The sequence below is a fragment of the Microbacterium sp. H37-C3 genome, from assembly GCF_027157935.1.
GTDB classification, from domain to species: domain Bacteria; phylum Actinomycetota; class Actinomycetes; order Actinomycetales; family Microbacteriaceae; genus Microbacterium; species Microbacterium plantarum.
Genome location: NZ_JAPVLR010000001.1, coordinates 618,884 through 643,221, shown reverse-complemented (window position 1 = coordinate 643,221; position 24,338 = coordinate 618,884). Strand labels below are relative to the sequence as shown.

Genomic DNA, 24,338 nt, shown 5'->3' with positions numbered 1-24,338 from the left:
AGTAGCCTGAGAGGATGACCGATTCGAGCGCGCTCTTCTCCGGGCAGACGCCGCTCGCGGTGCGGATGCGCCCCACGTCGCTCGACGAGGTCGCCGGCCAAAGTCATCTGCTGCGGCCCGGCTCGCCCCTGGTCGCCCTCGCGTCGCCCGACGGCAACCGGGCGGGAGCGGTATCCGTCATCCTGTGGGGGCCGCCCGGCACCGGCAAGACCACGCTCGCGCAGGCGATCGCCCGCTCGTCGGGCCGCCGTTTCGTCGAGCTGTCGGCGGTCACGGCCGGCGTGAAGGACGTGCGCGAGGTCATGCAAGAGGCGATGACGCAGCGCGACCTCTACGGCATCTCGACGATCCTGTTCCTCGACGAGATCCACCGCTTCACGAAGGCGCAGCAGGATGCTCTGCTGCCGGGCGTCGAGAACGGCTGGGTCCTGCTCATCGCCGCGACGACCGAGAACCCGTCGTTCTCCGTCGTCGCGCCCCTGCTGTCCCGCTCGCTGCTGCTCACCCTCCAGCCGCTCAGTGACGACGACCTCGGCGGGCTCATCGACCGCGCCGTCGCGGACGCCCGCGGACTCGCCGGCTCGGTCGTCCTGGCCGACGATGCGCGGACGGCGCTGATCCGGCTGGCCTCCGGCGATGCCCGACGCGCGCTGACGTCGCTCGAAGCCGCCGCGACGATGGCCGAGCCCGGCGATGACGACGAGGCGCCGGTCATCGCCGCTGACCACGTGGCTCAGGCGGTCGACCGTGCATTGCTCCGGTACGACAGGCAGGGCGACGAGCACTACGACGTCATCAGCGCGTTCATCAAGTCGATCCGCGGATCGGATGTCGATGCCGCCATGCACTACCTGGCTCGGATGATCGAGGCGGGCGAAGATCCTCGGTTCATCGCGCGGCGCCTGGTCATCTCAGCCTCTGAGGACATCGGCCTCGCCGATCCGCAGGCTCTCACGATCGCCGTTGCCGCCGCCGACGCGGTCGCTTTCATCGGAATGCCGGAAGGCCGCATCCCGCTCGCCGAGGCCACGGCGTATCTCGCGACCACCGCCAAGTCGAACGCCGCCTACAACGCGATCAACGCGGCCATCTCCGATGTCCGCGCCGGCGGGTTCGGTCGCGTGCCCAAACATCTGCGCGATGCTCACTATGCCGGCGCGAAGCGGCTGGGGCACGGCAAGGGGTACGTCTATCCGCACGACCTCGAGGTCGGCGTCGCGACGCAGCAGTACCTCCCCGACGAATTGCGTGGCAAGCGGTACTACGAGCCGACGAATCGCGGTGTCGAGCGCGAGATCGGCGCGCGGGTCGAGAAGCTGCGGAAGATCCTGGGGGACTGAGCCGTGGACGATCCCGTACCCGCGTGGACGCTGCTGGGCTCGTCGCCCGCCTTCGACGGCTACGTGCGCGTGCGCCGCGACCGCTACCTGCTGCCCGACGGCAGTGAGAGCGACTGGGATGTCGTCGAGGTCGGCGACACCGTCACGGTGGTCGCGGTCACGCCCGACGACACCGTCGTACTGTTCGATCAGTACCGCGTCGGCCCCCAGCGCGTGCTGGGCGAGCTGCCCGGCGGGCTGATCGATCCCGGCGAGGACGCTGTGGCGGCGGGCGTGCGAGAGCTGCTGGAGGAGACCGGGTATCGTGCCGGCGCCGTCTTCGACGCCGGCGGCGAGTGGGCCGCCGCGAACGCCCGGCGACGACGGCACGTGGTCATCGCCGCCGACTGTCTGCGCGTTGCCGCGCCGGAGTGGGGCGAGCACGAGACGGGCCGGGTGCGGACGATCGCGGCATCCGACCTCATCGATCACCTGACTGCCGGCGAGACCAGCGACGGCGGGCCCGCCCTGCGGGGGCTCATCCGCTTCGCGGCGAGTCGGGGCGTCGACCCCGCACTCCGCGGTCTGCAGTCTCGCGTGCGGGAGCTTCTCGCGACGTTCCCCGCCGACGACGACACGACGGCCGGTGCCGATCCGTTCGACGCGTTCTGGGATGCCGCCGACGGGAAGAACGCCGCCGCCCTGTGGGCCGAGCTCGACCAGCTCGCCGCGGACTCGGCCGAGGCGGTGCGCAGCTACGAGCGCGCCTCGCTGCACGACTTCCTCGGCGAGGAAGCGGAGGCGATCCCGCTGTACCGGTCGGCGCTCGATGAGGGCCTGGCCGGAGATCGACGCTCGGCGTGCGTCATCCAACTGGCGAGCTCGCTGCGCAACGTCGGCGATCCCTCGGGCGCTCTCGCGCTGCTGCACCGCTTTCCCGACACCGATCCGCTCGTCGACGCCGCCCGGGCGTTCGAGGCGCTGGCGCTGTTCAGCGATCAGAAACCCGCGCCCGCACTCCGGACGGCTCTGCAGGCGCTCGCGCCCCACCTCCCGGCCTACCGTCGTTCGGTGGAGGCGTACGCGGCCGACCTCGCCTCGCCGCGCCGTATCCGGGTCATCTCGGTGGCCGTCATCGTCGCCGACGGGTATGTCCTCGCCGAGGAGTACCCCGGCGGGCCGGGCGAGGGCCCGTTCCTGCGAGCACCCGGCGGCGGCGTGGAGTTCGGCGAGACCGCGGCGGCCGCCATGCAGCGCGAGCTGCGCGAGGAGCTCGCCGCCGGCGTCGACGAACTCACGCTGCTCACCGTGAGCGAGAACATCTTCGACGACGGTCGCAAGAGCGGGCACGAGATCGCGCATGTCTTCGCCGTCCGCAGCGCCACGCTCGAGGCACTGCCCCTCGGGGAACGGCTCCCTGTGCTCGACGGAGACACCTCCGTCGGCTGGTATCGCATCGACGACCTGCGACGCGATGCGACCCCGTTCTACCCGGCCGGCGTCCTCGACCTCGCCGCCGCGGTCGACGCGGACGCCGTCTGATAGACTCGACCGGCTCGAAGCCCAGTTTTCGGGCATCCCTCTCTTCTGATCAAGACCTCTCGGCGTGCCCCGGCGTGCAGTCCGAGACGGGCGAGGAGACGGAGATACGTCCGTGAGTCGTGAACGTCGCGACCACGTCATCGGAAGGAGAGCTTCGTGACCACGAAGTCTCAGGACCGCCGCAAGGTCCGTCTGTCGCGCGCCCTCGGCGTCGCGCTGACCCCGAAGGCCGCCCGCTACCTCGAGAAGCGTCCCTACGCTCCGGGTGAGCACGGCCGCACCAAGCGCAAGGCCGACAGCGACTACGCCGTCCGTCTGCGCGAGAAGCAGCGTCTGCGCGAGCAGTACGGCATCCGCGAGAAGCAGCTGCGCATCCAGTTCAACGAGGCCCGCCGCAAGGACGGTCTGACCGGTGAGAACCTGGTCGAGCAGCTCGAGATGCGTCTGGACGCGCTCGTCGTTCGTGCCGGTTTCGCCCGCACGACCGCACAGGCCCGCCAGCTGGTCGTGCACCGTCACATCCTCGTCGACGGCCAGCTCGTCGACCGCCCGTCGTTCCGCGTGAAGCCGGGTCAGCTCATCCACGTCAAGGAGAAGAGCGAGTCGCTCGAGCCCTTCCAGGTCGCAGCCGCCGGCGGTCACGCCGACGTCCTGCCCCCGGTCCCGGGCTACCTCGAGGTCGAGCTCGACAAGCTGCAGGCGCGCCTCGTGCGCCGCCCGAAGCGCGCCGAGGTGCCCGTCACGTGTGACGTGCAGCTCGTCGTCGAGTACTACGCCGCGCGCTGAGTCGTACGGCTCGCTGAGTCTCAGCACTGCCATGAAGGGCGTCGGGTTCTCCCGGCGCCCTTCATGCTTTGCACCTAACATGGATGCCATGAAGAACGCGCTGTGGTTCGTTTTGGGCGTCGCCGGCGGTTTCGTCGCCGCGCACGTGGTCAACAAGGATCCGCGCGGTCACGAGATGCTCGCCGAGGTCGACGCGCGGATCTCCGAATTCGCCGATCGGATCGGCGATGCCTACCGCGAGCAGGAAGCCCGCATCGAGGGTCTCGCAGCCGACGTGAAGGGCGTGGCCTCCGACGCCCTCGACTCGGCCGCGGACGCCGCCTCCGACGCCGCGGACGCAGCGCGCGACGCGGTCGCGAAGGCCAAGAACGCCGCCGACTCCTCACACTGACACCCGACCTGATCTTGACGTCGTGCCTCCGGGCGCGACGCCGATGCCTGCCTGCCGAAGGAACCCGATGAAGACCGCCGAGATCGCCCAGCGCTACCTGGACTACTTCGAGAAGAAGGGGCACACGATCGTGCCCTCCGCATCGCTCGTCACCGACGACCCCGCGCTGCTGTTCACCGTCGCAGGCATGGTCCCCTTCATCCCCTACCTCTCGGGCGACGTCCCTGCCCCGTACGCGCGAGCGGCCGATGTCCAGAAGTGCATCCGCACCAACGACATCGAAGAGGTGGGCAAGACGCCGCGCCACGGCACCTTCTTCCAGATGCTCGGCAACTGGTCCTTCGGCGACTACTTCAAAGAGGGCGCCATCTCGTTCGCATGGGAACTGCTGACCAGCCCCGAATCGGAGGGCGGCCTCGGGTTCGACCCCAAGGATCTCTGGGTCACGGTCTACGAAGAGGACGACGAGGCGCGCCAGCTGTGGCTGAAGCACTCGACGCTGCCCGACGAGCGCATCCAGCGTCTCGGCAAGGACACCAACTACTGGAGCACCGGCCTCCCGGGTCCTGCCGGACCGTGCTCGGAGATCTTCTTCGACCGCGGTCCCGCGTACGGCATCGACGGCGGACCGGCGACCGACGACGACCGGTACGTCGAGATCTGGAACCTCGTGTTCATGCAGTACGAGATCGCAGACGTGCGCTCGAAGTACGACTTCACGATCGTCGGCGAGCTGCCGAACAAGAACATCGACACGGGCATGGGGCTCGAGCGCGTCGCCTTCATCAAGCAGGGCGTCGACAACATGTACGAGACCGACCAGGTGCGTCCCGTGCTCGATAAGGCCGTCGAGCTCTCGGGCAAGACCTACGGCGCGAACCACGAAGACGACGTGCGGTTCCGTGTCATCGCAGACCACGTCCGGTCGTCGCTGATGCTGCTCTCCGACGGCGTGACGCCGTCGAACGACGGGCGCGGCTACATCCTGCGCCGTCTGATGCGTCGCGCCATCCGCTCGATGCGCCTGCTGGGCGTCGACGGACCGAGCTTCGCGGAGCTGTTCGCAGCGTCGCGCGACGCGATGAAGGAGGCGTACCCGATCGTCGAGACCGATTACGCGCGGCTCTCGCAGTACGCTCTCGCCGAGGAGGCGACCTTCCTGCGCACCCTGGCCGCGGGATCCGAGCTGCTCGACGAGTCGGTCGAGCAGGCCAAGAAGGCGGGGGAGGGCAAGCTGAGCGGCGCGCAGGCGTTCCTTCTGCACGACACGTACGGGTTCCCCATCGACCTGACTCTCGAGATCGTCGAGGAGGCGGGGCTCAGCGTCGACCGCGGCGCCTTCGATTCGCTCATGCAGGAGCAGCGCGAGCGCGCCAAGGCCGACGCGCGGTCCCGCAAGGGGCAGCTCGCCGACACGAGCGTCTACCGTGACTTCCGCGCTCAGGGCGAGACGGTGTTCACGGGCTACACCGAGCTCGAGACGGGCTCGCGGGTACTCGGCCTTCTGGTCGGCGGCGTCTCCGTCGACCGCGCCAGCCAAGGTCAGATTGCCGAGGTGATCCTTGCCGAGACGGCGCTGTACGCCGAGTCGGGTGGCCAGGTCGCCGACAAGGGCGTCATCGTGGGCCCCGGCTACGAGCTCGAGGTCCTCGACGTGCAGAAGCCGGTGCCCGGTCTCGTCAGCCACACCGTCGAGGTGACGACGGGTGAAGTGGCCGTGGGCGAGGCCGCCACGACGGTGGTGGATGCCGCGAACCGCCGCGCTGCGCAGCAGGCCCACTCCGCGACGCACCTCGTCCACGCGGCACTGCGCGACACGCTGGGCAAGAGCGCGACCCAGGCCGGCTCGCTCAACCGCGCCGGCTACCTGCGCTTCGACTTCTCCTGGGGTCAGGCGCTCTCGCCCGAGACTCGTACCGAGATCGAGGAGATCGCCAACAACGCCGTCCGCGACAACCTCGAGGTCACGACCCGGATCATGTCGCTCGACGAGGCGAAAGCCGCCGGCGCGATGGCCCTGTTCGGTGAGAAGTACGGCGAGACCGTCCGCATGGTCGACATCGGCGGCCCCTGGTCGCGCGAGCTCTGCGCGGGGACCCACGTGTCGTCGAGCGCCGAGATCGGGCTCATCAACCTCATCGGCGAATCGTCGGTGGGCGCGTCGAACCGGCGCGTGGAGGCGCTCGTCGGGCAGGACGCCTTCCGTGAGCTCGCCGCCGAGCGTGCCATCGTGTCGCAGCTGACGACCTCGCTGAAGACGCCGCGCGACCAGCTCGCCGCTCGCGTGGCCGAGCTCGCTGCGAGCCTGAAGGCCGCCGAGAAGCGGATCGCCCAGTTCGAGGCTCGCGCCCTCGCCGACCGGCTGCCGCAGCTGGTGGGCGCTGCGGCGGCCGCCGGCCCGTTCCAGATCGTCGCCGAATCGCTCGGCTCGGCGGGATCGGCGGACGATGTCCGCACCCTGGCACTGCAGGTGCGCGACCGTCTCGGAGCCGACGCCGCAGCGATCGTCGCCCTCGGGGCCGTCGTGGGGGACCGCCCCGTCGTGGTCGTCGCCACCAACGATGCCGCCCGCGCGGCAGGAGCCAAGGCCGGTGTGCTCGCGAAGGCCGCGGCATCCGCTCTCGGCGGCGGTGGCGGCGGGCGCGACGACGTGGCGCAGGGCGGCGGTACGGACGCCGCAGCGCTTCCCGTGGCCCTCCGCGCGGTGCGCGACGCGGCGAGCGGCCTGTGAGCGGATTCCGGCCGGGCGTGCGGCTCGGCGTCGATGTGGGTACGGCCCGCATCGGCGTCGCCCGATGCGACCGCGACGGCCTGCTCGCGGTTCCGGTCGAGACCGTGCCGCGCGCAGAGGGAGATCTCGCACGCATCGGCGCTCTGGCCGAGGAGTACGACGCCGTCGAGCTCGTTGTGGGCCTGCCGGTCGCGCTCAGCGGGCGGGAGACCGCGTCGACGGCAGACGCGCGCGGTTTCGCCGAGGCTCTCGCGGCCGCCGGACACCGTGTCCGTCTCGTCGACGAGCGGCTGAGCACCGTGAGCGCCCACAGTGCGTTGCGCGGCTCGGGCCGATCACAGCGATCGTCTCGTAGCATTGTTGACCAGGTCGCCGCCGTAGTGCTCCTCCAGCAGGCACTCGACGTCGAGAAGAGCACCGGTAACCCGCCCGGTGTTCCCGTCGCACCCTTGCAGGAGCACCCCTGACATGACTGACCGCCCGCCGCACGACAATGGCGTCCCGACGAGCCGACGCGCCGCGCGTGCGGCACCCCAGAGTCCGGCGTCCCAGGGTCCGGCATCCACGCCGGGAGGCGCAGCGCGTCCCGACGACTCCTCGCGTGCGGAGCACACCCCGACTCCGGCCGCGGAGCACCGCGGATCGGTGGACGCACCGGCGTCCCGCGAGCAGGCTCTGGGCGAACAGACGTCGTACGGTCAGACGCCGCGGGCCGCTGCGCCTGCTGTCGGCACACTCGACGCCCTCTTCACGGGCGACGTGAGCACGCACGAGGTGGGCGCCGTCCCCAGCCGGCATGATCGCGACCGCAAGAAGAGCCGGATCGCCAAATGGGTCGTCCTCATCGTGATCCTGGCAATTCTCGGCAGCATCGTGGCCGCGGGCGCATGGGTGTGGAACACGTACGAGCCTCAGATCCGCTCCGTGATGGGGTGGGAGGAGCCGAAGGACTTCGAGCCCGGCGAGGCGACCGGCGAGGTGCTGGTGACCGTCGTGAGCGGCGACACCGGGTCGACGATCTCTCAGACGCTCTTCGATCAGGGCGTCACGAAGACGCCCACTGCGTTCTACGATCACCTCATCGCGACGGCACAGGACCCGACGTTCCAGCCGGGGGTGTACGCGTTGCAGCAACGCATGACGTCCGAGGCGGCCCTGACGCTCATCCTCGATCCCGCGAGCAAGCGACAGAACGCCGCCCAGCTGCGAGAAGGCTTGACCGTCGACCAGACCGTCGGGGTGCTCGCGCAGGGCACGGGTATGCCGGTCGAGGACTTCACCGCCGCTGTCGCCGACCCATCCGCGTACGGCGTCGCGGCCGACACGCTGGAGGGCTGGCTGTTCCCGGCGACCTATCAGTTCGACCCCGGGCTCTCGGCCACGGACATCGTGCGCACGATGGTCGACCGCACGCTCGAGTCGCTCGACGCCGCGGGCGTTCCGCAGGAGCGCCGCGAGGAGATCCTCACGACGGCATCGATCATTCAGCGCGAGGCGCGTCTGTCCGACGACTTCTTCAAGGTCTCTCGCGTCATCGCCAACCGCCTCGCAGACGGCATGCCCCTGCAGATGGACTCGACGGCCCAGTACGGGTACAACGAGATGCACGACGGTACGGTCAGCTCGTCGGCAGAGGCGCTCGAGGACGACAATCCCTGGAACACCTACGTCCGAGCGGGGCTGCCGGCGGGGCCGATCGCGAATCCCGGCGATGAGGCGATCGACGCGGCGATGAATCCCGCAGACGGGCCGTGGCTGTACTTCGTCACCTGGAACATGGACACCGGCGAGACGATCTTCTCCGCGACCTACGAGGAGCACCAGGCCGGCATCGAGCAGTGGCACGCGTGGTGCGACGCGAATGACAACCGCGGCTGCTGACCTGTCTGCGGGAGACCCGCGCCGCTTCGAAGTGTGGGGCTCGCCGATCGGCCACAGCCTGTCGCCGGTCCTCCACACCGCGGCGTACGACCGGCTCGGTCTGCCGTGGCGGTACGGGCGGCGGCACGTCGACGAGGCGTCGTTCGCGATCGAGCTGGCAGCCCTCGGGCCGGAGTTCCACGGGCTGTCGCTCACCATGCCGCTCAAGACACTCGCGCACGACGCGGCTCGGATACGGGATGCCGCGGCGAACGCAACCGGCGCAGCGAACACGCTCCTCCGGACGGGCGATGGGTGGGCGGCGTTCAACACCGACGTCGGCGGGCTCGCGGCTGCGCTCGCGGAGATCGGGTCCGCGGCTGCGCCTCGTGCCCGCATCGTCGGGGCAGGCGCGACGGCGACGTCGGCGCTCCTCGCGCTCGAGCGCATCGGCGTCGGCCGGATCGACATCGCGGCACGACGGCCCGCCGCAGCCGAGCCGTTGCGGACGCTCGCGGCGAGCCGAGGCATCGCGGCGACGGTGTCGCCCCTCGACGCGCCGGCGGGGGAGGTCGAGCTGACCGTGTCGACCCTGCCGGGCGACGCGCCGGTCGCTGACGCCGTCTCTGCGGGTCTCGCCGCGAGCGGGGGCACGCTCTACGACGTCGTCTACGGCACGTGGCCGACAGCGCTCGGACACGCCTGGCTCGCCGCAGGACAGCCGGCCCACCCGGGCGCGACCATGCTGCTGCATCAGGCGGTGCTCCAGATCCGCATCTTCGCGACCGGTTCGCCCGACGACCCGCTGCCCGGCGAGGAGGACGTCGTCGCCGTCATGCGCCGGGCGCTCATGGGAGGATAGACGAATGCTCCGCGTGCTCACGGCCGGCGAATCGCACGGCCCCGAACTCGTCGCCCTCATGGAGGGCCTCCCCGCCGGCGTGCCGGTCTCACGTGCCGCGATCCAGGCCGACCTCGCTCGGCGCAAGCTGGGCTACGGCCGCGGCTCGCGCATGAAGTTCGAGGAGGACGAACTCACCATCTCGACGGGCGTCCGACACGGCTTCAGCCTCGGCAGCCCCATCGCTCTGCGCATCGGCAACACCGAGTGGCCGAAGTGGGTCGAGGTGATGAGCCCCGAGCCGATCGAGCTCACCGAGCGCTCCCGCGGGCGCGGTGCCGCCCTGACTCGGCCTCGCCCCGGCCACGCCGACCTCGTCGGCATGCAGAAGTACGGATTCGACGAGGCCCGGCCGATCCTCGAGCGCGCGAGCGCCCGTGAGACGGCCGCGCGCGTGGCTCTCGGCGCGGTGGCCCGGTCGTTCCTGAACGAGCTCGGCATCCGGCTCGTCAGCCACACGCTCTCGATCGGCCCTGTGCGGGTGCCCGACGGCTCGGCGCTGCCGACGCCCGACGATGTCGACGTGCTGGATGCCGATCCGCTGCGGTGCTTCCACGCCGAGACCTCTGCCGCGATGGTCGCCGAGGTGGACGCTGCGAAGAAGGACGGCGACACGCTGGGCGGCATCGTCGAGGTCCTCGCGTACGGGCTCCCGCCCGGGCTCGGATCCCACGTGCAGTGGGACCGCCGTCTCGACGCGAAGCTCGCGCAGGCGCTCATGGGTATCCAGGCGATCAAGGGCGTCGAGGTCGGCGACGGCTTCGAGACCACGCGTCGTCGCGGCTCCGCAGCACACGACGAGCTTTTCGCGACCGACGCGGGCATCGCGCGCTCGAGCGACAAGGCGGGTGGCACCGAGGGCGGGATGTCGACGGGCACCGTCCTCCGGGTCCGAGCGGGCATGAAGCCGATCGCGACGGTGCCGAAGGCGCTGCGCACGGTGGACGTCGCGTCGGGCGACGCGGCGACGGCTCACCACCAGCGGTCCGACGTCTGCGCCGTGCCGGCAGCCGGTGTCGTCGCCGAAGCGATGGTCGCGATCGTGCTCGCGGAGTCCGTGCTCGAGAAGTTCGGGGGCGACAACGTCGCCGAGACCCGCCGCAACCTCGAGGGATACCTCGCGGCGATCCCCGAGACGCTGCGCTCGGCGGCGCTGAGCGACGACGCGATCGGATGACCGCCCCGGCGATCGTCCTGATCGGACCGATGGGCGCGGGCAAGTCGAGCATCGGCAAGAAGCTCGCGCGCGTTCTCGGCGCGACTTTCACCGACAGTGACGGCCTCGTCGTCCGCGACCACGGCCCCATCGAACGGCTCTTCGCGGAGGGTGGCGAGGAGCGCTTCCGCGAGATCGAGAGGCTCGCGGTCGCCGAGGCCCTCGGGCGCGGCGGTGTCGTCGCCCTCGGTGGCGGCGCGGTGCTGCATCCCGATACCCGGAGCGACCTCGCCGCGCACCGTGTGGTGCTGCTCACCGTTTCGGAGCAGACGATCGCCTCCCGCCTCGCCGGCACCACGCGCCCGCTGCTCCAGGGCGACGACCCGGTGGGTCGCTGGCGCGAGGTCGCCGAGAGCCGACGCGAGCTCTACGATCAGCTCGCCGACGCACGCTTCGACACATCCACCGGCCGGATCCAGGACATCGTCGACGCCATCGCGGCGTGGGCTCAGGAGGAGACGTCATGACAGACACCACCGTCATCACCGTCGGGGGCACCGCGCCTTACGACGTGACCATCGGGCGCGGCATTCTTCCGCTCGTCGGCTCGGCGCTGCCCGAGGCCGCTCGCAAGGTGCTCATCGTGCACCCCCCGACGCTGTCCGCACAGGCCGAGCGTCTCCGCGAGATCCTGGGGTCGGACCGCCAGGTGCTGCTGGCGGAGATCCCCGACGCCGAGCAGGGCAAGCGCGTCGAGGTCGCGGCGTTCTGCTGGCAGGTCATGGGCCAAGCGGACTTCACGCGCACGGATGCCGTTGTCGGGTTTGGTGGCGGCGCCGTGACCGACCTCGCCGGCTTCGTCGCCGCGACGTGGCTGCGCGGCATTGCGGTCGTGCAGGTCCCCACGACGGTGCTCGGCATGGTGGATGCCGCCGTCGGCGGGAAGACGGGCATCAACACCGCCGAGGGGAAGAACCTCGTGGGGGCGTTCTGGCCGCCGGTCGCCGTCGTCTGCGACCTCGACCTGCTCGACGGGCTCTCGCGCAACGAGCGCGTCGCCGGCTTCGCGGAGGTGGTGAAGGCCGGATTCATCTGGCACCCCGAGATCCTCGACCTCATCGAGGCCGATCCCGAGGGGGCCGTCGACCCGCACAGCGACGCGTTCCGGCGGAGCATCGAGCTCGCGATCGACATGAAGGCGAAGGTCGTGGGGGAGGACCTGCGCGAGGCCGGACTGCGCGAGGTGCTCAACTACGGCCACACCCTCGGCCACGCCATAGAGCATGCCGAGCGGTACCAGTGGCGCCACGGCGCCGCGATCTCGGTGGGGATGATGTTCGCGGCCGAGCTGTCGCGTCTGGCGGGACGACTCCCGGATGCCGCAGCCCAGCGTCACCGCGACATCCTCGAGACCCTCGGGCTGCCCACCTCGTACCGTGCGGGTGCGTGGCGCCAGCTGCTGGCGACGATGCAGCGCGACAAGAAGACCCGCGGCTCGATGCTGCGGTTCATCGTGCTCGACGACATCGCCAAGCCGACCGTTCTGCAGGCCCCCGATGAGTCGCTGCTCTTCGCCGCCTACCAGGAGGTGGGGGCCTGAGCCGGCGCGTCATCGGTAGGGTGGGCGCGTGAGCACCCCTCGACGCCTGCTGCTGGTCAACGGGCCGAACCTCAATCTGCTCGGCACCCGCGAGCCCGAGATCTACGGACGCGAGACCCTCGCCGACGTCGAGGCCCTCGTCATCGCGGCGGCCGGGGAACGCGGCGTCGAGGTGCGCTGCGTGCAGAGCAACCATGAGGGCGTCCTCATCGATGCCATCCACGAGGCCCGAGCGGACTGCGTCGGCATCGTCATCAACCCCGGCGGGCTCACGCACACCTCCGTCGTCCTCCGTGATGCGCTCGCGGGAGTGTCCCTGCCGGTGGCCGAAGTCCACATCTCCGACGTCTACGAGCGCGAGAGCTTCCGCCACCACTCCTACGTCGCCGACGTCGCCTCGGTCCATGTCATCGGCGAGGGTGTCGCCGGATACGCGCGCGCGACGCGACAGCTGCTCGACATCCTCGCGTAGAATCGATCCTCGGCCCGTCGGCCGCCCGACCACACGAACGGAACTCCACACTCATGGCATCGACCGCAGACATCAAGAACGGCGTCGTCCTCAGCATCGACGGTCAGCTTTGGAACGTCATCGAGTTCCAGCACGTCAAGCCCGGCAAGGGTGGCGCGTTCGTGCGCACGAAGCTGAAGAACGTCGTGTCGGGCAAGACCGTCGACCGCACCTATAACGCCGGCGCGAAGATCGAGATCGAGAACGTCGACCGCCGCGACTTCACCTACCTGTACAACGACGGCGACAACTTCGTCTTCATGGACGTCGACGACTACGACCAGATCACGGTCCCCGCCGCCACCGTCGGCGACGCCAAGAACTACCTGCTCGAGAACCAGCAGGTGCAGATCGCGCTGAACAACGGCAACCCGCTCTACATCGAGCTGCCCGCTTCGGTCGTCCTCGAGATCACGTACACCGAGCCGGGCCTGCAGGGCGACCGCTCGTCGGCGGGCACGAAGTCCGCGACGGTCGAGACCGGCTACGAGATCCAGGTTCCGCTGTTCGTCGAGCAGGGCACGAAGGTCAAGGTCGACACCCGCACGGGTGACTACCTCGGCCGCGTGAACTGACGCCGGTCCCCGCCCGATGAGCGCTCGCTCCAAGGCGCGCAAGCGCGCCCTCGACATCCTCTACCAGTCCGACATCCGCGGCGACGACCTCGGGGTGACCCTCGCCGCCGAGGCGAAGCGCGCGGCGCTCGAGCCCGCCCGCGAGGCGTCGTGGCTGTACGCGCGCGAGATCATCGACGGCATCATCGACAACCGCGACGACATCGACGAGCAGATCACGACGTTCGCGAAGGACTGGTCGCTCGCGCGGATGCCCGCCGTCGACCGGGCGATCCTCCGACTCGGCGTCTGGGAGATCGTGTACAACGACGCGGTTCCCGCCGCAGTCGCTATCGACGAGGCCGTCGAGCTCGCGAAGGAGTTCTCGACCGACGGGTCGAGCGCTTTCGTCCACGGCGTCCTCGGTCGGGTCGCCCGCCTGGGCTGACCGACGTCGGAGGCACCCTCGAGAATCCTCGTATGAGGTCGAACCCGTGATCGAGAGGGCAGCGCCGTCGTGGCGCGCCGTCCTGGCGCCGGCGGCGTCGGGTGAGAACGCGGTCGCCCTGGGCGTGCAGCTGCGCCAGCGAGAAAGCGCCGCCGCCGCTCACTGGGGGCCGCGTCGGGTGCTCCCGGCGACCCCGCGGAGCGTCGCCACCTCCGACGGCGAGCTCCGGCTCGCGGTGCGTCCGCTCTCTCGCAGCGGAACGAGTGGCCGATGGGTGCAGGGCGACGAGAGCTGGGAATCGCTGCGACGTGGTGCGTGGCGGGTCGATCCGGTGCGCGCGCGCTGGTTCTCGACGCTGTACGGCATCGCGCATGACGCTCGGCTGCTCGGCGGCTACGGCGACTCGGAGTGGTTGACGCTCGACGGCGCCGACTCCGAGCTCCTCTGGCCCCACCTTCGCGCCGCGGCCGGTCTCGGCATCCCGATCGTGCCGACCCGACCCGATCAGCAGGTGCTCCTGGCCGACGGCGCATCGATCGAGGTGCGGGTGGACAGCGTCGACGGTGACCTGCAGCTCACGCCCGTCGTGCGGTTCGCCGGCGGTGAGGAAACCGCTGCCCATACGCGCCCGCTCGGACATGTCGGCATCTACGGCGCCAGCCAGGTCGCGGATGGCCTGCGGGTCGTGTTCGCACCGGTGGGCTTCGGCCCGGGTGTCCGATCTCTCCTGGCGGCCGGCGACTCGATCCGCGTTCCCGCGGCGGATCGCGAGGAGTTCCTCCGCGAGGCATACCCCAGATTGGCCCGCGAGACGGTCGTCGTGCCCGCCCCGGGAGTCCGATTGCCCCCGCCCGAACGCACGACGCTCGTCGTCACGGTCGATCACGGCCCGCGCGACGAGCTCGCGTACGCGTTCGCCTGGCAGGTGCCCGGCGCAGGCCGCGTCGCGTGGGACGCTGCGGCGGGATCGGCGTCCGCCGATCCTGAGCTCCGAGTGGCCCTCGAGGCGGCGTGGGCGAGCGCTACGGACGACCCGTTCGTGCCCGAAGGAACCCGCAGCGGCGTCGAGGCGGCGGAGTTCACGACCGAGGTGCTGCCGGTGCTGCAGGCGCTCGACGGGGTCCGCGTCGAGGTGTCGGGCGTGACGCGGTCGTATCGGGAGCTTTCGGGCGATCCGCGCATCACCGTGAAGACGGTCGAGACCACCGACGCGGACTGGTTCGACCTCGGCGTGCACGTCGAGGTCGAGGGACGCCGCGTTCCGTTCCGTCCCCTGTTCACCGCCCTCGCGCAGCGTCGGAAGAAGATGCTGCTGTCCGATGGTGCGTACTTCTCCCTTTCGCATCCGGCACTCGACCGCCTGCGCGAGCTCATCGAGGATTCGCGCGACCTGGTCGAATGGGAGACCGGCAGCGCCCGCGTCAGCCGCTATCAGGTGGAGCTCTGGACGGCGTTCGAGGACGTCGCCGACGAGGCGGAGCCGGCCGTACGGTGGCGTGCGGCCGTCGACGACTTCCGCGATGCGGCAGCCGAGGGCGTGCCGGCGGCCGCCGCGGAGACGCCGGTCGGCATCGTCACCGCCCTGCGGCCCTACCAGCATGAGGGGTACGCGTGGCTCGCGGCACTGCGCGACGCGCGCCTGGGGGGCATCCTGGCCGATGACATGGGGCTCGGCAAGACTATGCAGCTCCTCGCGCTGCTCGAGCGCGAGCGCGAGCGCGGTTCGAGTCGGCCCGCGCTCGTCGTCGCGCCGACCTCGGTCGTGTCGGCATGGCGCGACGAAGCTGCACGTCATGCCCCGGGCCTGCGCACTGTCGTGGTCGACGGTGTGGGGGCCGCGCTCGAGCGGATCGAGGCGGATCTCGTCCTGACCTCCTATGCGCTGCTCCGCCTCGATGCCGCCGCGTACGCCGAGCGCGAATGGTCGACGGTCGTGCTCGATGAGGCGCAGTACGTCAAGAACCCGCGGACGCGCGCGCACCGCGCCGTGCTCGGTCTGCGTGCCGATGTCGTCTTCGCTGCCACCGGCACACCGCTCGAGAACAGTCTGACCGACCTCTGGGCGATCCTGTCGCTGACGAGCCCCGGCCTCTTCCCCTCGGCCCGACGCTTCCGGGAGGAGTATGTACAGCCGATCGAGCGTGGCCGTGTCGACGAGAACCTCGAAGGGGGCCCCGCGCGCGAACGCCGGCTTGCGCGGCTGCGGCGGCGCATCCGGCCCTTCCTGCTCCGACGCACGAAGGATGTCGTGGCTCCCGAGTTGCCGCCTCGGCAGGAGCAGGACGTGCGCGTCGAGCTCTCGAGCGGTCACCGTGCCGTCTACGAGCGCGTGCTGCAGCGGGAGCGCCGTAAGGTGCTCGGGCTGCTGGACGATCTCGGCAGCCAGCGGTTCATCGTCTTCCGATCCCTGACTCTTCTGCGCATGCTGGCGCTCGCGCCCGCTCTCGTGGACGCCGGTGGGCCGGGTCTCGTCCCGAGCAAGCTCGAGGCGCTCCGGGGGCGCTTGGACGAGGTGATCGCCGAGGGGCACCGAGCGCTCGTGTTCAGTCAGTTCACCTCGTTCCTCGACATCGTCGAAGCCGACCTCCGGGCGCGCGGCACCGGAGTGGTCCGCCTCGACGGTTCGACGAGCAACCGGGCGGCGGTGGTGGAAGCGTTTCGGAGGGGCGATGACCCGGTGTTCCTCATCAGCCTCAAAGCGGGCGGCGTGGGGCTGACCCTCACGGAGGCCGACTACGTCTTCCTGCTCGATCCCTGGTGGAATCCGGCGGCCGAGCAGCAGGCGATCGATCGCACGCACCGCATCGGCCAAGACCGGCCAGTGAGCGTGTACCGCCTGATCGCGGCGGGCACGATCGAGGAGAAGGTGGTGGAGCTGCAGCGGCGCAAGGCACGACTCGTCGGTGCGGTCCTCGACGCCGACGGCGCGTTCTCGAACGCCCTGACCGCCGACGACATCCGCCTCCTGCTGGCGTGAGCTTCCCCTCGCATCGACGTCGGGTGAACTGACACGGCCCACGGCGGGCAGGGGTCGCCGACGCCTCACGTAGACTCGACCAGTCGCAACAGGAGGTCATCGTCATGCGCATCACAGGCCTGGGACACGCCGGAATGTTCATCGAGACGGCAGGGGGCAGCATCCTCTGCGACCCGGTCGTCGGACCGAGCTTCTTCGGCTCGTGGTTCCCGTTCCCCGACAACCGGGGCCTCGACTGGGAGCGCTTCGGGCGCGCCGACTTTCTCTACATCTCGCACCGGCACCGCGATCACTTCGACCCCGCGCTGCTGCGCGCGCACGTCCCCACCGACATCCGCGTGCTTCTGCCGGACTACCCGACCGACGATCTCGAACGCGATCTCCGCGATCTCGGGTACGACAACATCATCTACACGCAGGCGGGTGTGCCCCTAGAGTTCGGCGACCTCAAGGTTATGGTCACGCCCCTGCGCGCCCCGAGCGACGGCCCGATCGGCGACTCGTCCCTGTCGGTCGACGACGGCACCGCCTCGGTGCTGAACCAGAACGACTCCCACCCGCTGGATCTCGAGAAGCTGATGGCGTTCGGCAAGCCCGAGGCCTACTTCACCCAGGTCTCCGGCGCGATCTGGTGGCCGATGGTCTACGACCTGCCGCAGGACGCGAAGCAGAACTTCGCTCAGCTCAAGCGCGATGCGCAGAACAAGCGCGCGATGTACTACATCGACAAGGTCGACGCGCCTCACGTCTTCCCGATGGCCGGACCGCCGATGTTCCTGCGCGAAGAGCTCTTCCGTTACAACGGCTGGGGCGAGCAGAACGACTCGATCTTCACCGATCAGGCGCAGTTCCTGGCGCATATGGCCGAAGAGCGTCCCGATCAGAAGGGCTACCTGTTCGTTCCGGGAACGCAGGTCGATCTCAACGACGGCGTGCTGGAGGTCACCCAGACGCTGTACACGGATGCCGAGATCGAGCGCATCTTCTCGGACAAGTGGGCCTACCTCGCCGAGCAGCGCGACAGTCGTCAGGCCGAGGTCCGCGCCGAGATCGAGCGTCGCGCCCCGATCCTGCCGCCGGATGAGATGCTGGTTGCGATCAAGCAGTGGTGGGAGCCGCTTCTGCGCCGCGCGCGGACGATCCGCAACGGTGTGGGCGGGATGGTGCGCTTCCGCATCGGCGAGCTCGACATGGTGGTCGACTTCCCGAAGGCGAAGGTCCGCGAGTACGCCGGTGAGGAGTGCATCTACTGGTACACGATCCCCGCCGACCTGGTGTCGACGAACATCCGCGACCACGAGATCGACTGGTCGAACTCGATCTTCCTGTCGATGCAGTTCGAGGTCGGCCGCAGCGGCAAGTTCAACGAGTTCCTCACGACGTTCTTGAAGTGCCTGTCCCGTGATCGCATCGAGTACGTCGAGAACTGGTACGCCGAGCAGTCGGATCAAACCGAGGATGCCGAACTGGGCGACTGGACCGTGCAGCGCCGGTGCCCGCACCTGCGAGCAGACCTCACGAAGACGGGCAAGATCGAGGACGGTGTGCTCACCTGCTCGCTGCACGACTGGAAGTGGGACCTCGCGACCGGGCGATGCCTGACCACCCAGGGACACCCGATTCGCGCGAGCCGCATCATCGAGACCGCGAACGCGACGAACCCCGCCGCCTGATCTCGTCAGCGCCGAACGGGTGGTGGCCGATCACGACGTGATCAGCCACCACCAGACGAGCAGCAGGGTGACGAGGAAGCCGCCGAGCTGGTTGAGCCAGAGAAAGCGGTCCCAGCCCGCGGTGGCTCGTTCGCACGTCTCGTCGGTGATGTTCCGGAACGGCCACAGCGTGATGAGGTACGGGACCGCCACGAGAGCCGCAAGCGGGCCCGGCCAGCTGGTCGCGAGCATGAGAACGCCGGCGAGGGCGTAGCAGCCCAGCGCGAATCTCACGGTCCAGCGCGCGCCGCGCACGGTCGCGATGGACGCGATCCCCGCCTCGCGGTCGGCCTGGACGTCCTGTACGGCCCCGAACGCGTGCGAGGCGACGCCCCACGCGGCGAAGCTCAGCAGGATGAGGACGAGCTGCCACGTCCAGGTCGCGCCGGTGAGGACCAGCCCGTACACGGCGGGGGAGAAGAAGTGGATGCTGCTCGTGATCGAGTCGGCGAACGGCCGCTCTTTCAGCCGAAGCGGGGGAGCGCTGTAGAACACGACGAAGAAGAGGCTCGCGGCGAGGACGAGCCAGGACAGCGGGGGGCCGACCGCGACGAGATAGGCCACGAAGGGCAGGCACGTCAGGGCGGCGGCCCAGAGCGTCGCCCGGTGCACCCGCCGGTCGAGGATGGCGCCGTGCGCGCCGCCCTTCCGCGGGTTCCGCAGGTCGGACTCATAGTCGAAGACGTCGTTGATGCCGTACATCGCGAGGTTGTACGGGACGAGGAAGAACAGGGTGCCGATGAGCAGCGTCGCGTCGATCTGGCGAGTGGTGAGGAGGTACGCCGCGGCGAACGGGTAGGCGGTGTTGATCCAGCTCACCGGGCGGGAGGCGACGAGGAGCTGGCGCGCGAGCGCGGGGGCGGTCATCGTTTCGGCTTCTCCAGGAGGGTCGCGACGGCAGGCACCAGGAAGGCCGCGCACAGCGGGTAGGCGAAGTCTTCGAGCGGCGCGAGACCGATTCGGATGCCGCTCAGGTGCTCTTCCGGATAGGTGAACAGCCCGGCGGCGATCATCACGTTATCGAATACCGCCGTCAGCAGGACGAGCACGACCGCGGCGACCGAGGACCAGGCCATGCGGGCGGCGAAGCGCGGGCGCCGAGCGGACATCGCTGTCACGACGACGGTCACGAGGACGAAGGGGATGACGATGAGGGGATAGGTCATGGCGCGACATCCCTCCGGCGGGGCTCGTGCGGCCGTCCCTCGTGCCGGCGCCGCGCGCCGCCGTAGGCGACCAGCGCGAGGTAGCTGAGGAAGAGGAGGAAGACCGGCTCTTCGAGCGGCAGGTGCGGGGCGAGATCGACACCGAGCAGCGCGGGGCTGTCGCCCTTGACGAACACGCCCGTTGCGATGCCGACAGCGTCCCACAGCAGGAAGAATGCCGTGCCGAGCACAGAGGCGATCACCGTGCGTCGACGGTCGCGCCAGAACGCCAGGCGGAACCGACGATCGAGCAGCCCGACACCGCAGAGCGATACGAGCAGGGCGAGCAGGTACAGGCCCGGCACCGCTCAGCCGGTGGGGGCGGCCGGCTCGGGCAGCGGGCCGGCGGTCGTGTCTCCGCGCAGGCGCTTGACGACGAGCTCTGCCGAGATCAGGCACATCGGCAGCCCGATGCCCGGGAGCACGGAAGCGCCGGCGTAGTAGAGACCGGGAACCTTCTTGGAGGCGTTGCCCGGGCGGAACAACGCGCTCTGTCCCAGCGTGTGCGCGAGTCCCAGGGAGTTTCCGCGCCACGCCCCGAGGTCGCGCGCGAAGTCCGCGGGTGCGATCGTGCGGCGGACGCGTACGCGAGAAGCGAGATCGTCCACCCCGGTCCACTGCGCGATCTGCTCGATCGCCCGGTCGGCGGCGGCTTCGATCGCGGCATCACCGGCCCCGTCGACACCTCCGCGGCCGAGTTCGGGGTCGGCCGGAATGGGAACCAGGACGAACAGGTTCTCCGATCCGGCTGGAGCGACGGTGTCGTCGGTCGCGCTGGGACGGCACACGTACAGCGACGCGGGATCGGGGATGTGGGTGTCCCGTCCCGAGATCGCATCGAAGTTCTCGCGCCAACCGCGGGTGAAGAGCAGGGTGTGGTGCGACAGCTCGGGCAGTTCGCCCTCGACGCCGAGGAGGATCAACAGCGCGCCGAAGCTCGGCGTGCGCTTGCGCCACCAGCGCTCGGGGTACGTCTGCCGCTCGGGGGGGAGCAGGACCGTCTCGGTGTGGTGCAGATCGGCTGCGGACACCACGATGTCGGCGGCGACCTCGCTCGTGTCGGCCAGACGGACCCCGCGGGCGCTGCCGTCCGCGGCGGTGAGGATCTGCGCGACGGCGGTGCCGGTGCGCACCTCGACGCCGCGGTCGCGCGCCAAGCGCTCGATCGCCGCGATGATCTCGGTGAAGCCGCCGCGCGGGTACAGCACCGCGTCGTCGAGGTCGAGGTGGCTCATGAGGTGGTACAGACTCGGCACGTCGTACGGCGACGAGCCCAGGAAGACCGCGGGGTAGCCGAGGACCTGGCGCAGCATCGGGTCCTGGAACCGGCTGTCGACGAACCGGTTCAGCGAGCGGGTGAGCAGCGGAGCGAGCGTCGGGATGCGCCGCAGGATATCGGGGTCGCGGAGCCCCTCGGACGAGGCGTACGTGTCGTACAGGAACTTCGATACCGCGAGGTCGTAGGCGTCGGCAGCGGAATCGAGGTATTCGTCCAGTCGTGCGCCGGCACCGGGCTCACGGCTCTCGAACAGCGCTGTCGCCTCGGCTCGCCCCGACACGACGTCGATGTGATCTCCGATGCCGTCGCCCTCGGGCTCCGCGTAGACGCGATAGGCCGGGACCAGGGGGACCAGGTCGAGTTCAGCCGCCGCCGTCGTCCCGAGCAGGGCGAAGAAGTGCTCGAAGACCTCGGGCATGAGGTACCAGCTGGGCCCGGTGTCGAACCGGAAGCCATCGCGCTCCCACGAGCCTGCCCGTCCGCCGGTCTCGTCCCGCGCTTCGATCACGGTCACGGCGTAACCCTCATCGGCCAGCAGTGCGGCCGTGGCGAGACCGGCGATGCCGCCGCCGATGACGACGACGCGCGAGCCGGGCGCGGGGCGCTCCGATCGTGCGCGGCTCATGCGCCGGCTCGCAGGGGAGCGGCGCCGACCGTTGCGCGAGCGGCCAGGCCGAGTTTCACGGTGTTCGGGACGCGCACTCGCTGATCGGTGTCACCGGCCCGTCGCAGGCGGCGGGAGAGCGCCGTGAACAGATCGTGCGCTGCAGTGACGGCGCGTCGGCAGTCCGCCGGCAGGCGCGGGATGATGGCGCCGGCCGCGTCGAGGTCGGCGTCGATACGGTCGAGTACTTCCACACGCGAGGCGGTGCCGTCGGCGCCGTCGACACCGAGGTAGTCGCGGCCGAGGGATCCGACGTCGTGGGGGAGATCACGCAAGAAGTTCACGTCCTGGAATGCGGCGCCGAGGCGACGTGCGCCGTCGACGAGATCGGGGTCGGCGGGGCGCGGGTGCGAGCCGCCGGCGTTGACGAAGGTCTGGAGGCACATCAGTCCGACGACTTCGGCCGAACCATAGACGTAGGAGGCGTGCGAGCCCGCGTCGTGGGACGACACCTCGAGATCGGTCCGCATCGAGGAGAAGAAGGGTCGCACGAGGTCTGCGCCGATACCGCATTCCCGCGCCGTCGACGCGAACGCGTGGACGATGAGGTTCGCGCTGAAGCCCTCCTCGACCGCCAGGAGCGTCTCCTCCTCGAGCGCGTCGAGGACGCGTCGTTGTGCCGTCAGGGGCATCCCGGCCTGCTCGGCGGATCCGTCGACGATCTCGTCGGCCACGCGAACCAGGGCGTAGATGTTCCGCACGTGCGGACGCACGCGCGGCCCCAGGAGCCGCGCAGCGAGCCCGAACGAGGTCGAGTAGGCCGAGATCACGACGGCTGCGGCGTCGCGCGCGGTTCGGTCGTACAGGGCGATCGCGGAGTGGTCGGGGGTCACGGGATCCGTCCTTCGATGCCGTCGGCGAGCTGCTCGATGAGCGCACGCGCGGCGGGTGGCAGTTCGGCCGCTCGACGCCGCACCGAGGAGAGCGTCTGGCCGATGAGGGTGACCAGCTGCTCGCGGGCGCCGCTGGCGTCGAGCTCGCGCTGTGCCGCCTGGACGGCGATCGGACCCGTCGGCGCCATCGCCAGCGCGGACGACACCTGTGGCCAGGACGCCGAGTCGCGGGCGAAGGAGATGAGAGGCGTGCGCTTGGCCTCGCGGAGGTCCGCGCCGGCGCCCCGGCCGGCCTGCGCCTCGTCGCCGAAGGTGCCGATCAGGTCGTCCACCAGCTGGAAGGCGAGGCCGAGGTCCGCTCCGACCGACATCAGTACGCCGCGATCACCGTCGTCCGCCCCGGCGAGCACGGCACCCGCCGCGAGCGGTGCGCAGAAGGAGTAGACCGCCGTCTTGTCGTGAGCCGTGCTGAGCAGTTGCGCGGTCTCCGGCTCGGCAGGGACGACGGCCTGCTCGACGTCGGCGAGCTCTCCGATGGCCGACACCAGCACGGCATCGTCGAGCAGATCGAACAGGGGTACCCGCTGATCCGACGCGACGTCGGCCGTGGCCACGAGACGCGCCGCCTCGTAGAGAAGGATGTCGCCGGCAAGGACGGCGGCGGCATCGCCCACCCGCTCGGCGTCGTCTGCGCTGACGCCCAGGGACCGGGCGTGCGATCGGAAGGTCCCGCTGACGTTGGGAACACCGCGCCGCTCGATGTCGCGGTCGATCAGATCGTCGTGGATCACGAACGCGCTGTGGAGCAGTTCGAACGCGGCTGCCACGTCCCACAGGCCGGGCGTCGCCAGGCGGTCGCCGCCGAACGCGTCGAACGACGCCACCACCAGAGCCGGGCGGAAGCGCTTGCCGCCGGATGTCGCCGCCGAGGCGGCGCGGATGAGGGCAAGAGCCGATGAGCCCCGAGGGATCGCCCGCTGTGTGAGCCTGGTGAGGACTTCCTCGAGCGCGCGATCGACAGCGGCTCTGCTGTCATCGGGCAAGGAGATCACGTTCACCGTCCTGGATATGCCATTGGCGAGGCGTTTTTGCTAGCTTAACTAGCGTTTGAGCTGATGATAACCAGGCTCGAGAGGTGGTGTCCACATGGCTGACCCGAATGCCGAGGTGGCGAGAAGTCGTGTAGAGCGCTCGGCTCTCGAAGCCGTGCGAGCGTTCAGCGACGCGATGGATCGCATGCATACCGGGCTCCGCTCGGACATGGACATGAACGCCACCGACCTCTCGGCGCTGCGCATGCTCAGCATTCGCGAGCAGCGCGGTGAGCTGGTGAAGCCGCACGACCTCGCGCGCCATCTGGGTATATCGAGCGCTTCCACGACGAAGATGCTCGATCGACTGGCGAATGAGGGGTTCATCGAACGCGCGCCGCACCCGAACGACCGACGTGCACTGGTCATCACGCTCACCGAATCGTCCCGGCAGGACTTCGGCCGGCATTTCGCCGCACGCCTGCGCCGCATGCGCGAGGCGATGGACCCGTTCAGTCCCGAGGAGCTCGCGACGGTCACACGCTTCCTCGACGGCATGAGCGAAGCGATGCTGGCCGATTGACGAAGACCCGCCGAGACTTGCTCCGCTGGCTTTCGGCGGGCGCGGCTACATGCAACGAAGGCCCCGTCTTTCGACGGGGCCTTCGTGTTCTTGTTGCGGGGACAGGATTTGAACCTGCGACCTCTGGGTTATGAGCCCAGCGAGCTACCGAGCTGCTCCACCCCGCGGCACAAGAGATAACACTAGCACGGGGTCCGAGGGGCGTCCAATCGGGGTGGCATCCGGAGCGTCCCGGGCGTGTCGTGACGCGACCGG

Annotated in this window: 23 protein-coding genes and 1 tRNA gene; 17 read left to right on the top strand and 7 right to left on the bottom strand. The window is 69.9% G+C overall.

What is annotated here, in order from left to right:
* Nucleotides 1–14: 14 nt before the first annotated feature.
* From O1W71_RS03230 to O1W71_RS03155, 16 genes are all read left to right on the top strand, one after another.
* Nucleotides 15–1,340: a replication-associated recombination protein A gene (locus tag O1W71_RS03230; protein ID WP_269266510.1), complete on the top strand. Its 1,326-nt coding sequence runs from the start codon at nt 15–17 to the stop codon at nt 1,338–1,340.
* A 3-nt stretch (nt 1,341–1,343) separates the two neighbouring features.
* Complete coding sequence (locus O1W71_RS03225) at nt 1,344–2,861, top strand: tetratricopeptide repeat protein (RefSeq protein ID WP_269266509.1); 1,518 nt, start codon at nt 1,344–1,346, stop codon at nt 2,859–2,861.
* Between the two features lie 156 nt (nt 2,862–3,017).
* Nucleotides 3,018–3,647: a 30S ribosomal protein S4 gene (rpsD, locus tag O1W71_RS03220; protein WP_023951228.1), complete on the top strand. Its 630-nt coding sequence runs from the start codon at nt 3,018–3,020 to the stop codon at nt 3,645–3,647.
* Nucleotides 3,648–3,735: 88 nt separating this feature from the next.
* Entirely contained in the window at nt 3,736–4,038 is a 303-nt protein-coding gene (locus O1W71_RS03215) for an ATPase (RefSeq protein ID WP_114587817.1), read from the top strand.
* A 67-nt stretch (nt 4,039–4,105) separates the two neighbouring features.
* Nucleotides 4,106–6,769: an alanine--tRNA ligase gene (gene alaS / locus O1W71_RS03210; protein ID WP_269266508.1), complete on the top strand. Its 2,664-nt coding sequence runs from the start codon at nt 4,106–4,108 to the stop codon at nt 6,767–6,769.
* Nucleotides 6,766–7,236 carry a Holliday junction resolvase RuvX gene (ruvX, locus tag O1W71_RS03205; RefSeq protein ID WP_269266507.1) on the top strand — a complete coding sequence of 157 codons (471 nt, stop codon included), beginning with the start codon at nt 6,766–6,768 and terminating at the stop codon, nt 7,234–7,236. Before alaS ends, ruvX begins: the two co-directional genes overlap by 4 nt.
* Nucleotide 7,237: 1 nt before the next feature.
* Nucleotides 7,238–8,650, top strand: coding sequence for an endolytic transglycosylase MltG (gene mltG, locus O1W71_RS03200; RefSeq protein WP_269266506.1), 1,413 nt, complete (start codon nt 7,238–7,240; stop codon nt 8,648–8,650).
* Nucleotides 8,631–9,491, top strand: a complete 861-nt coding sequence (locus O1W71_RS03195) for a shikimate dehydrogenase family protein (RefSeq protein WP_269266505.1) — start codon at nt 8,631–8,633, stop codon at nt 9,489–9,491. Before mltG ends, O1W71_RS03195 begins: the two co-directional genes overlap by 20 nt.
* A 4-nt stretch (nt 9,492–9,495) precedes the next feature.
* Nucleotides 9,496–10,707, top strand: a complete 1,212-nt coding sequence (gene aroC / locus O1W71_RS03190) for a chorismate synthase (protein ID WP_112614284.1) — start codon at nt 9,496–9,498, stop codon at nt 10,705–10,707.
* Nucleotides 10,704–11,213, top strand: coding sequence for a shikimate kinase (locus O1W71_RS03185; protein ID WP_269266504.1), 510 nt, complete (start codon nt 10,704–10,706; stop codon nt 11,211–11,213). Before aroC ends, O1W71_RS03185 begins: the two co-directional genes overlap by 4 nt.
* Nucleotides 11,210–12,286: a 3-dehydroquinate synthase gene (gene aroB, locus O1W71_RS03180; protein ID WP_269266503.1), complete on the top strand. Its 1,077-nt coding sequence runs from the start codon at nt 11,210–11,212 to the stop codon at nt 12,284–12,286. The genes O1W71_RS03185 and aroB overlap by 4 nt, the downstream gene beginning before the upstream one ends.
* Nucleotides 12,287–12,314: 28 nt before the next feature.
* Nucleotides 12,315–12,758 carry a type II 3-dehydroquinate dehydratase gene (aroQ, locus tag O1W71_RS03175; RefSeq protein ID WP_112614290.1) on the top strand — a complete coding sequence of 148 codons (444 nt, stop codon included), beginning with the start codon at nt 12,315–12,317 and terminating at the stop codon, nt 12,756–12,758.
* A 53-nt stretch (nt 12,759–12,811) separates the two neighbouring features.
* Nucleotides 12,812–13,372 carry an elongation factor P gene (gene efp, locus O1W71_RS03170; RefSeq protein ID WP_112614292.1) on the top strand — a complete coding sequence of 187 codons (561 nt, stop codon included), beginning with the start codon at nt 12,812–12,814 and terminating at the stop codon, nt 13,370–13,372.
* A gap of 16 nt (nt 13,373–13,388) precedes the next feature.
* On the top strand, nt 13,389–13,799 hold the full coding sequence (gene nusB, locus O1W71_RS03165; RefSeq protein WP_023951206.1) for a transcription antitermination factor NusB: 411 nt from the start codon (nt 13,389–13,391) through the stop codon (nt 13,797–13,799).
* A gap of 46 nt (nt 13,800–13,845) precedes the next feature.
* A complete protein-coding gene (locus tag O1W71_RS03160) occupies nt 13,846–16,776 on the top strand; it encodes a DEAD/DEAH box helicase (protein WP_269266502.1) in 2,931 nt (976 codons plus the stop codon).
* A 104-nt stretch (nt 16,777–16,880) separates the two neighbouring features.
* Nucleotides 16,881–18,449, top strand: coding sequence for a Rieske 2Fe-2S domain-containing protein (locus O1W71_RS03155; RefSeq protein ID WP_269266501.1), 1,569 nt, complete (start codon nt 16,881–16,883; stop codon nt 18,447–18,449).
* A gap of 30 nt (nt 18,450–18,479) precedes the next feature.
* Here the strand turns inward: O1W71_RS03155 and O1W71_RS03150 are convergent, their stop codons facing one another.
* Genes O1W71_RS03150 through O1W71_RS03125 form a run of 6 tightly spaced genes read right to left on the bottom strand, consistent with a single transcriptional unit; the run spans nt 18,480 to nt 23,527 of the window.
* Complete coding sequence (locus O1W71_RS03150) at nt 18,480–19,355, bottom strand: prenyltransferase (protein ID WP_269266500.1); 876 nt, start codon at nt 19,353–19,355, stop codon at nt 18,480–18,482.
* On the bottom strand, nt 19,352–19,654 hold the full coding sequence (locus O1W71_RS03145; RefSeq protein ID WP_269266499.1) for a lycopene cyclase domain-containing protein: 303 nt from the start codon (nt 19,652–19,654) through the stop codon (nt 19,352–19,354). The genes O1W71_RS03150 and O1W71_RS03145 overlap by 4 nt, the downstream gene beginning before the upstream one ends.
* Nucleotides 19,651–19,998, bottom strand: a complete 348-nt coding sequence (locus O1W71_RS03140) for a lycopene cyclase domain-containing protein (RefSeq protein WP_114587808.1) — start codon at nt 19,996–19,998, stop codon at nt 19,651–19,653. The genes O1W71_RS03145 and O1W71_RS03140 overlap by 4 nt, the downstream gene beginning before the upstream one ends.
* Nucleotides 19,999–20,001: 3 nt before the next feature.
* A complete protein-coding gene (gene crtI / locus O1W71_RS03135) occupies nt 20,002–21,597 on the bottom strand; it encodes a phytoene desaturase family protein (protein ID WP_269266498.1) in 1,596 nt (531 codons plus the stop codon).
* Entirely contained in the window at nt 21,594–22,469 is an 876-nt protein-coding gene (locus tag O1W71_RS03130; protein WP_112614306.1) for a phytoene/squalene synthase family protein, read from the bottom strand. Before O1W71_RS03130 ends, crtI begins: the two co-directional genes overlap by 4 nt.
* Nucleotides 22,466–23,527 carry a polyprenyl synthetase family protein gene (locus tag O1W71_RS03125; protein WP_269266497.1) on the bottom strand — a complete coding sequence of 354 codons (1,062 nt, stop codon included), beginning with the start codon at nt 23,525–23,527 and terminating at the stop codon, nt 22,466–22,468. Before O1W71_RS03125 ends, O1W71_RS03130 begins: the two co-directional genes overlap by 4 nt.
* Nucleotides 23,528–23,615: 88 nt before the next feature.
* Between O1W71_RS03125 and O1W71_RS03120 the strand changes: the two genes are divergently transcribed.
* Nucleotides 23,616–24,083, top strand: a complete 468-nt coding sequence (locus tag O1W71_RS03120; protein WP_269266496.1) for a MarR family winged helix-turn-helix transcriptional regulator — start codon at nt 23,616–23,618, stop codon at nt 24,081–24,083.
* Between the two features lie 93 nt (nt 24,084–24,176).
* On the opposite strand, the gene O1W71_RS03115 is transcribed toward O1W71_RS03120, so the two are convergent.
* Nucleotides 24,177–24,250, bottom strand: a tRNA-Met gene (locus O1W71_RS03115).
* Nucleotides 24,251–24,338 lie beyond the last annotated feature (88 nt).

Bases quoted from the DNA above. Each gene is read 5' to 3' on its own strand.
- O1W71_RS03230 (WP_269266510.1), top strand. From the start codon at position 15: ATGACCGATTCGAGCGCGCTCTTCTCCGGGCAGACGCCGCTCGCGGTG.
- O1W71_RS03215 (WP_114587817.1), top strand. From the start codon at position 3,736: ATGAAGAACGCGCTGTGGTTCGTTTTGGGCGTCGCCGGCGGTTTCGTC.
- alaS (WP_269266508.1), top strand. From the start codon at position 4,106: ATGAAGACCGCCGAGATCGCCCAGCGCTACCTGGACTACTTCGAGAAG.
- mltG (WP_269266506.1), top strand. From the start codon at position 7,238: ATGACTGACCGCCCGCCGCACGACAATGGCGTCCCGACGAGCCGACGC.
- O1W71_RS03195 (WP_269266505.1), top strand. From the start codon at position 8,631: ATGACAACCGCGGCTGCTGACCTGTCTGCGGGAGACCCGCGCCGCTTC.
- aroC (WP_112614284.1), top strand. From the start codon at position 9,496: ATGCTCCGCGTGCTCACGGCCGGCGAATCGCACGGCCCCGAACTCGTC.
- O1W71_RS03185 (WP_269266504.1), top strand. From the start codon at position 10,704: ATGACCGCCCCGGCGATCGTCCTGATCGGACCGATGGGCGCGGGCAAG.
- aroB (WP_269266503.1), top strand. From the start codon at position 11,210: ATGACAGACACCACCGTCATCACCGTCGGGGGCACCGCGCCTTACGAC.
- efp (WP_112614292.1), top strand. From the start codon at position 12,812: ATGGCATCGACCGCAGACATCAAGAACGGCGTCGTCCTCAGCATCGAC.
- nusB (WP_023951206.1), top strand. From the start codon at position 13,389: ATGAGCGCTCGCTCCAAGGCGCGCAAGCGCGCCCTCGACATCCTCTAC.
- O1W71_RS03155 (WP_269266501.1), top strand. From the start codon at position 16,881: ATGCGCATCACAGGCCTGGGACACGCCGGAATGTTCATCGAGACGGCA.
- O1W71_RS03150 (WP_269266500.1), bottom strand. From the start codon at position 19,355: ATGACCGCCCCCGCGCTCGCGCGCCAGCTCCTCGTCGCCTCCCGCCCG.
- O1W71_RS03145 (WP_269266499.1), bottom strand. From the start codon at position 19,654: ATGACCTATCCCCTCATCGTCATCCCCTTCGTCCTCGTGACCGTCGTC.
- crtI (WP_269266498.1), bottom strand. From the start codon at position 21,597: ATGAGCCGCGCACGATCGGAGCGCCCCGCGCCCGGCTCGCGCGTCGTC.
- O1W71_RS03120 (WP_269266496.1), top strand. From the start codon at position 23,616: ATGGCTGACCCGAATGCCGAGGTGGCGAGAAGTCGTGTAGAGCGCTCG.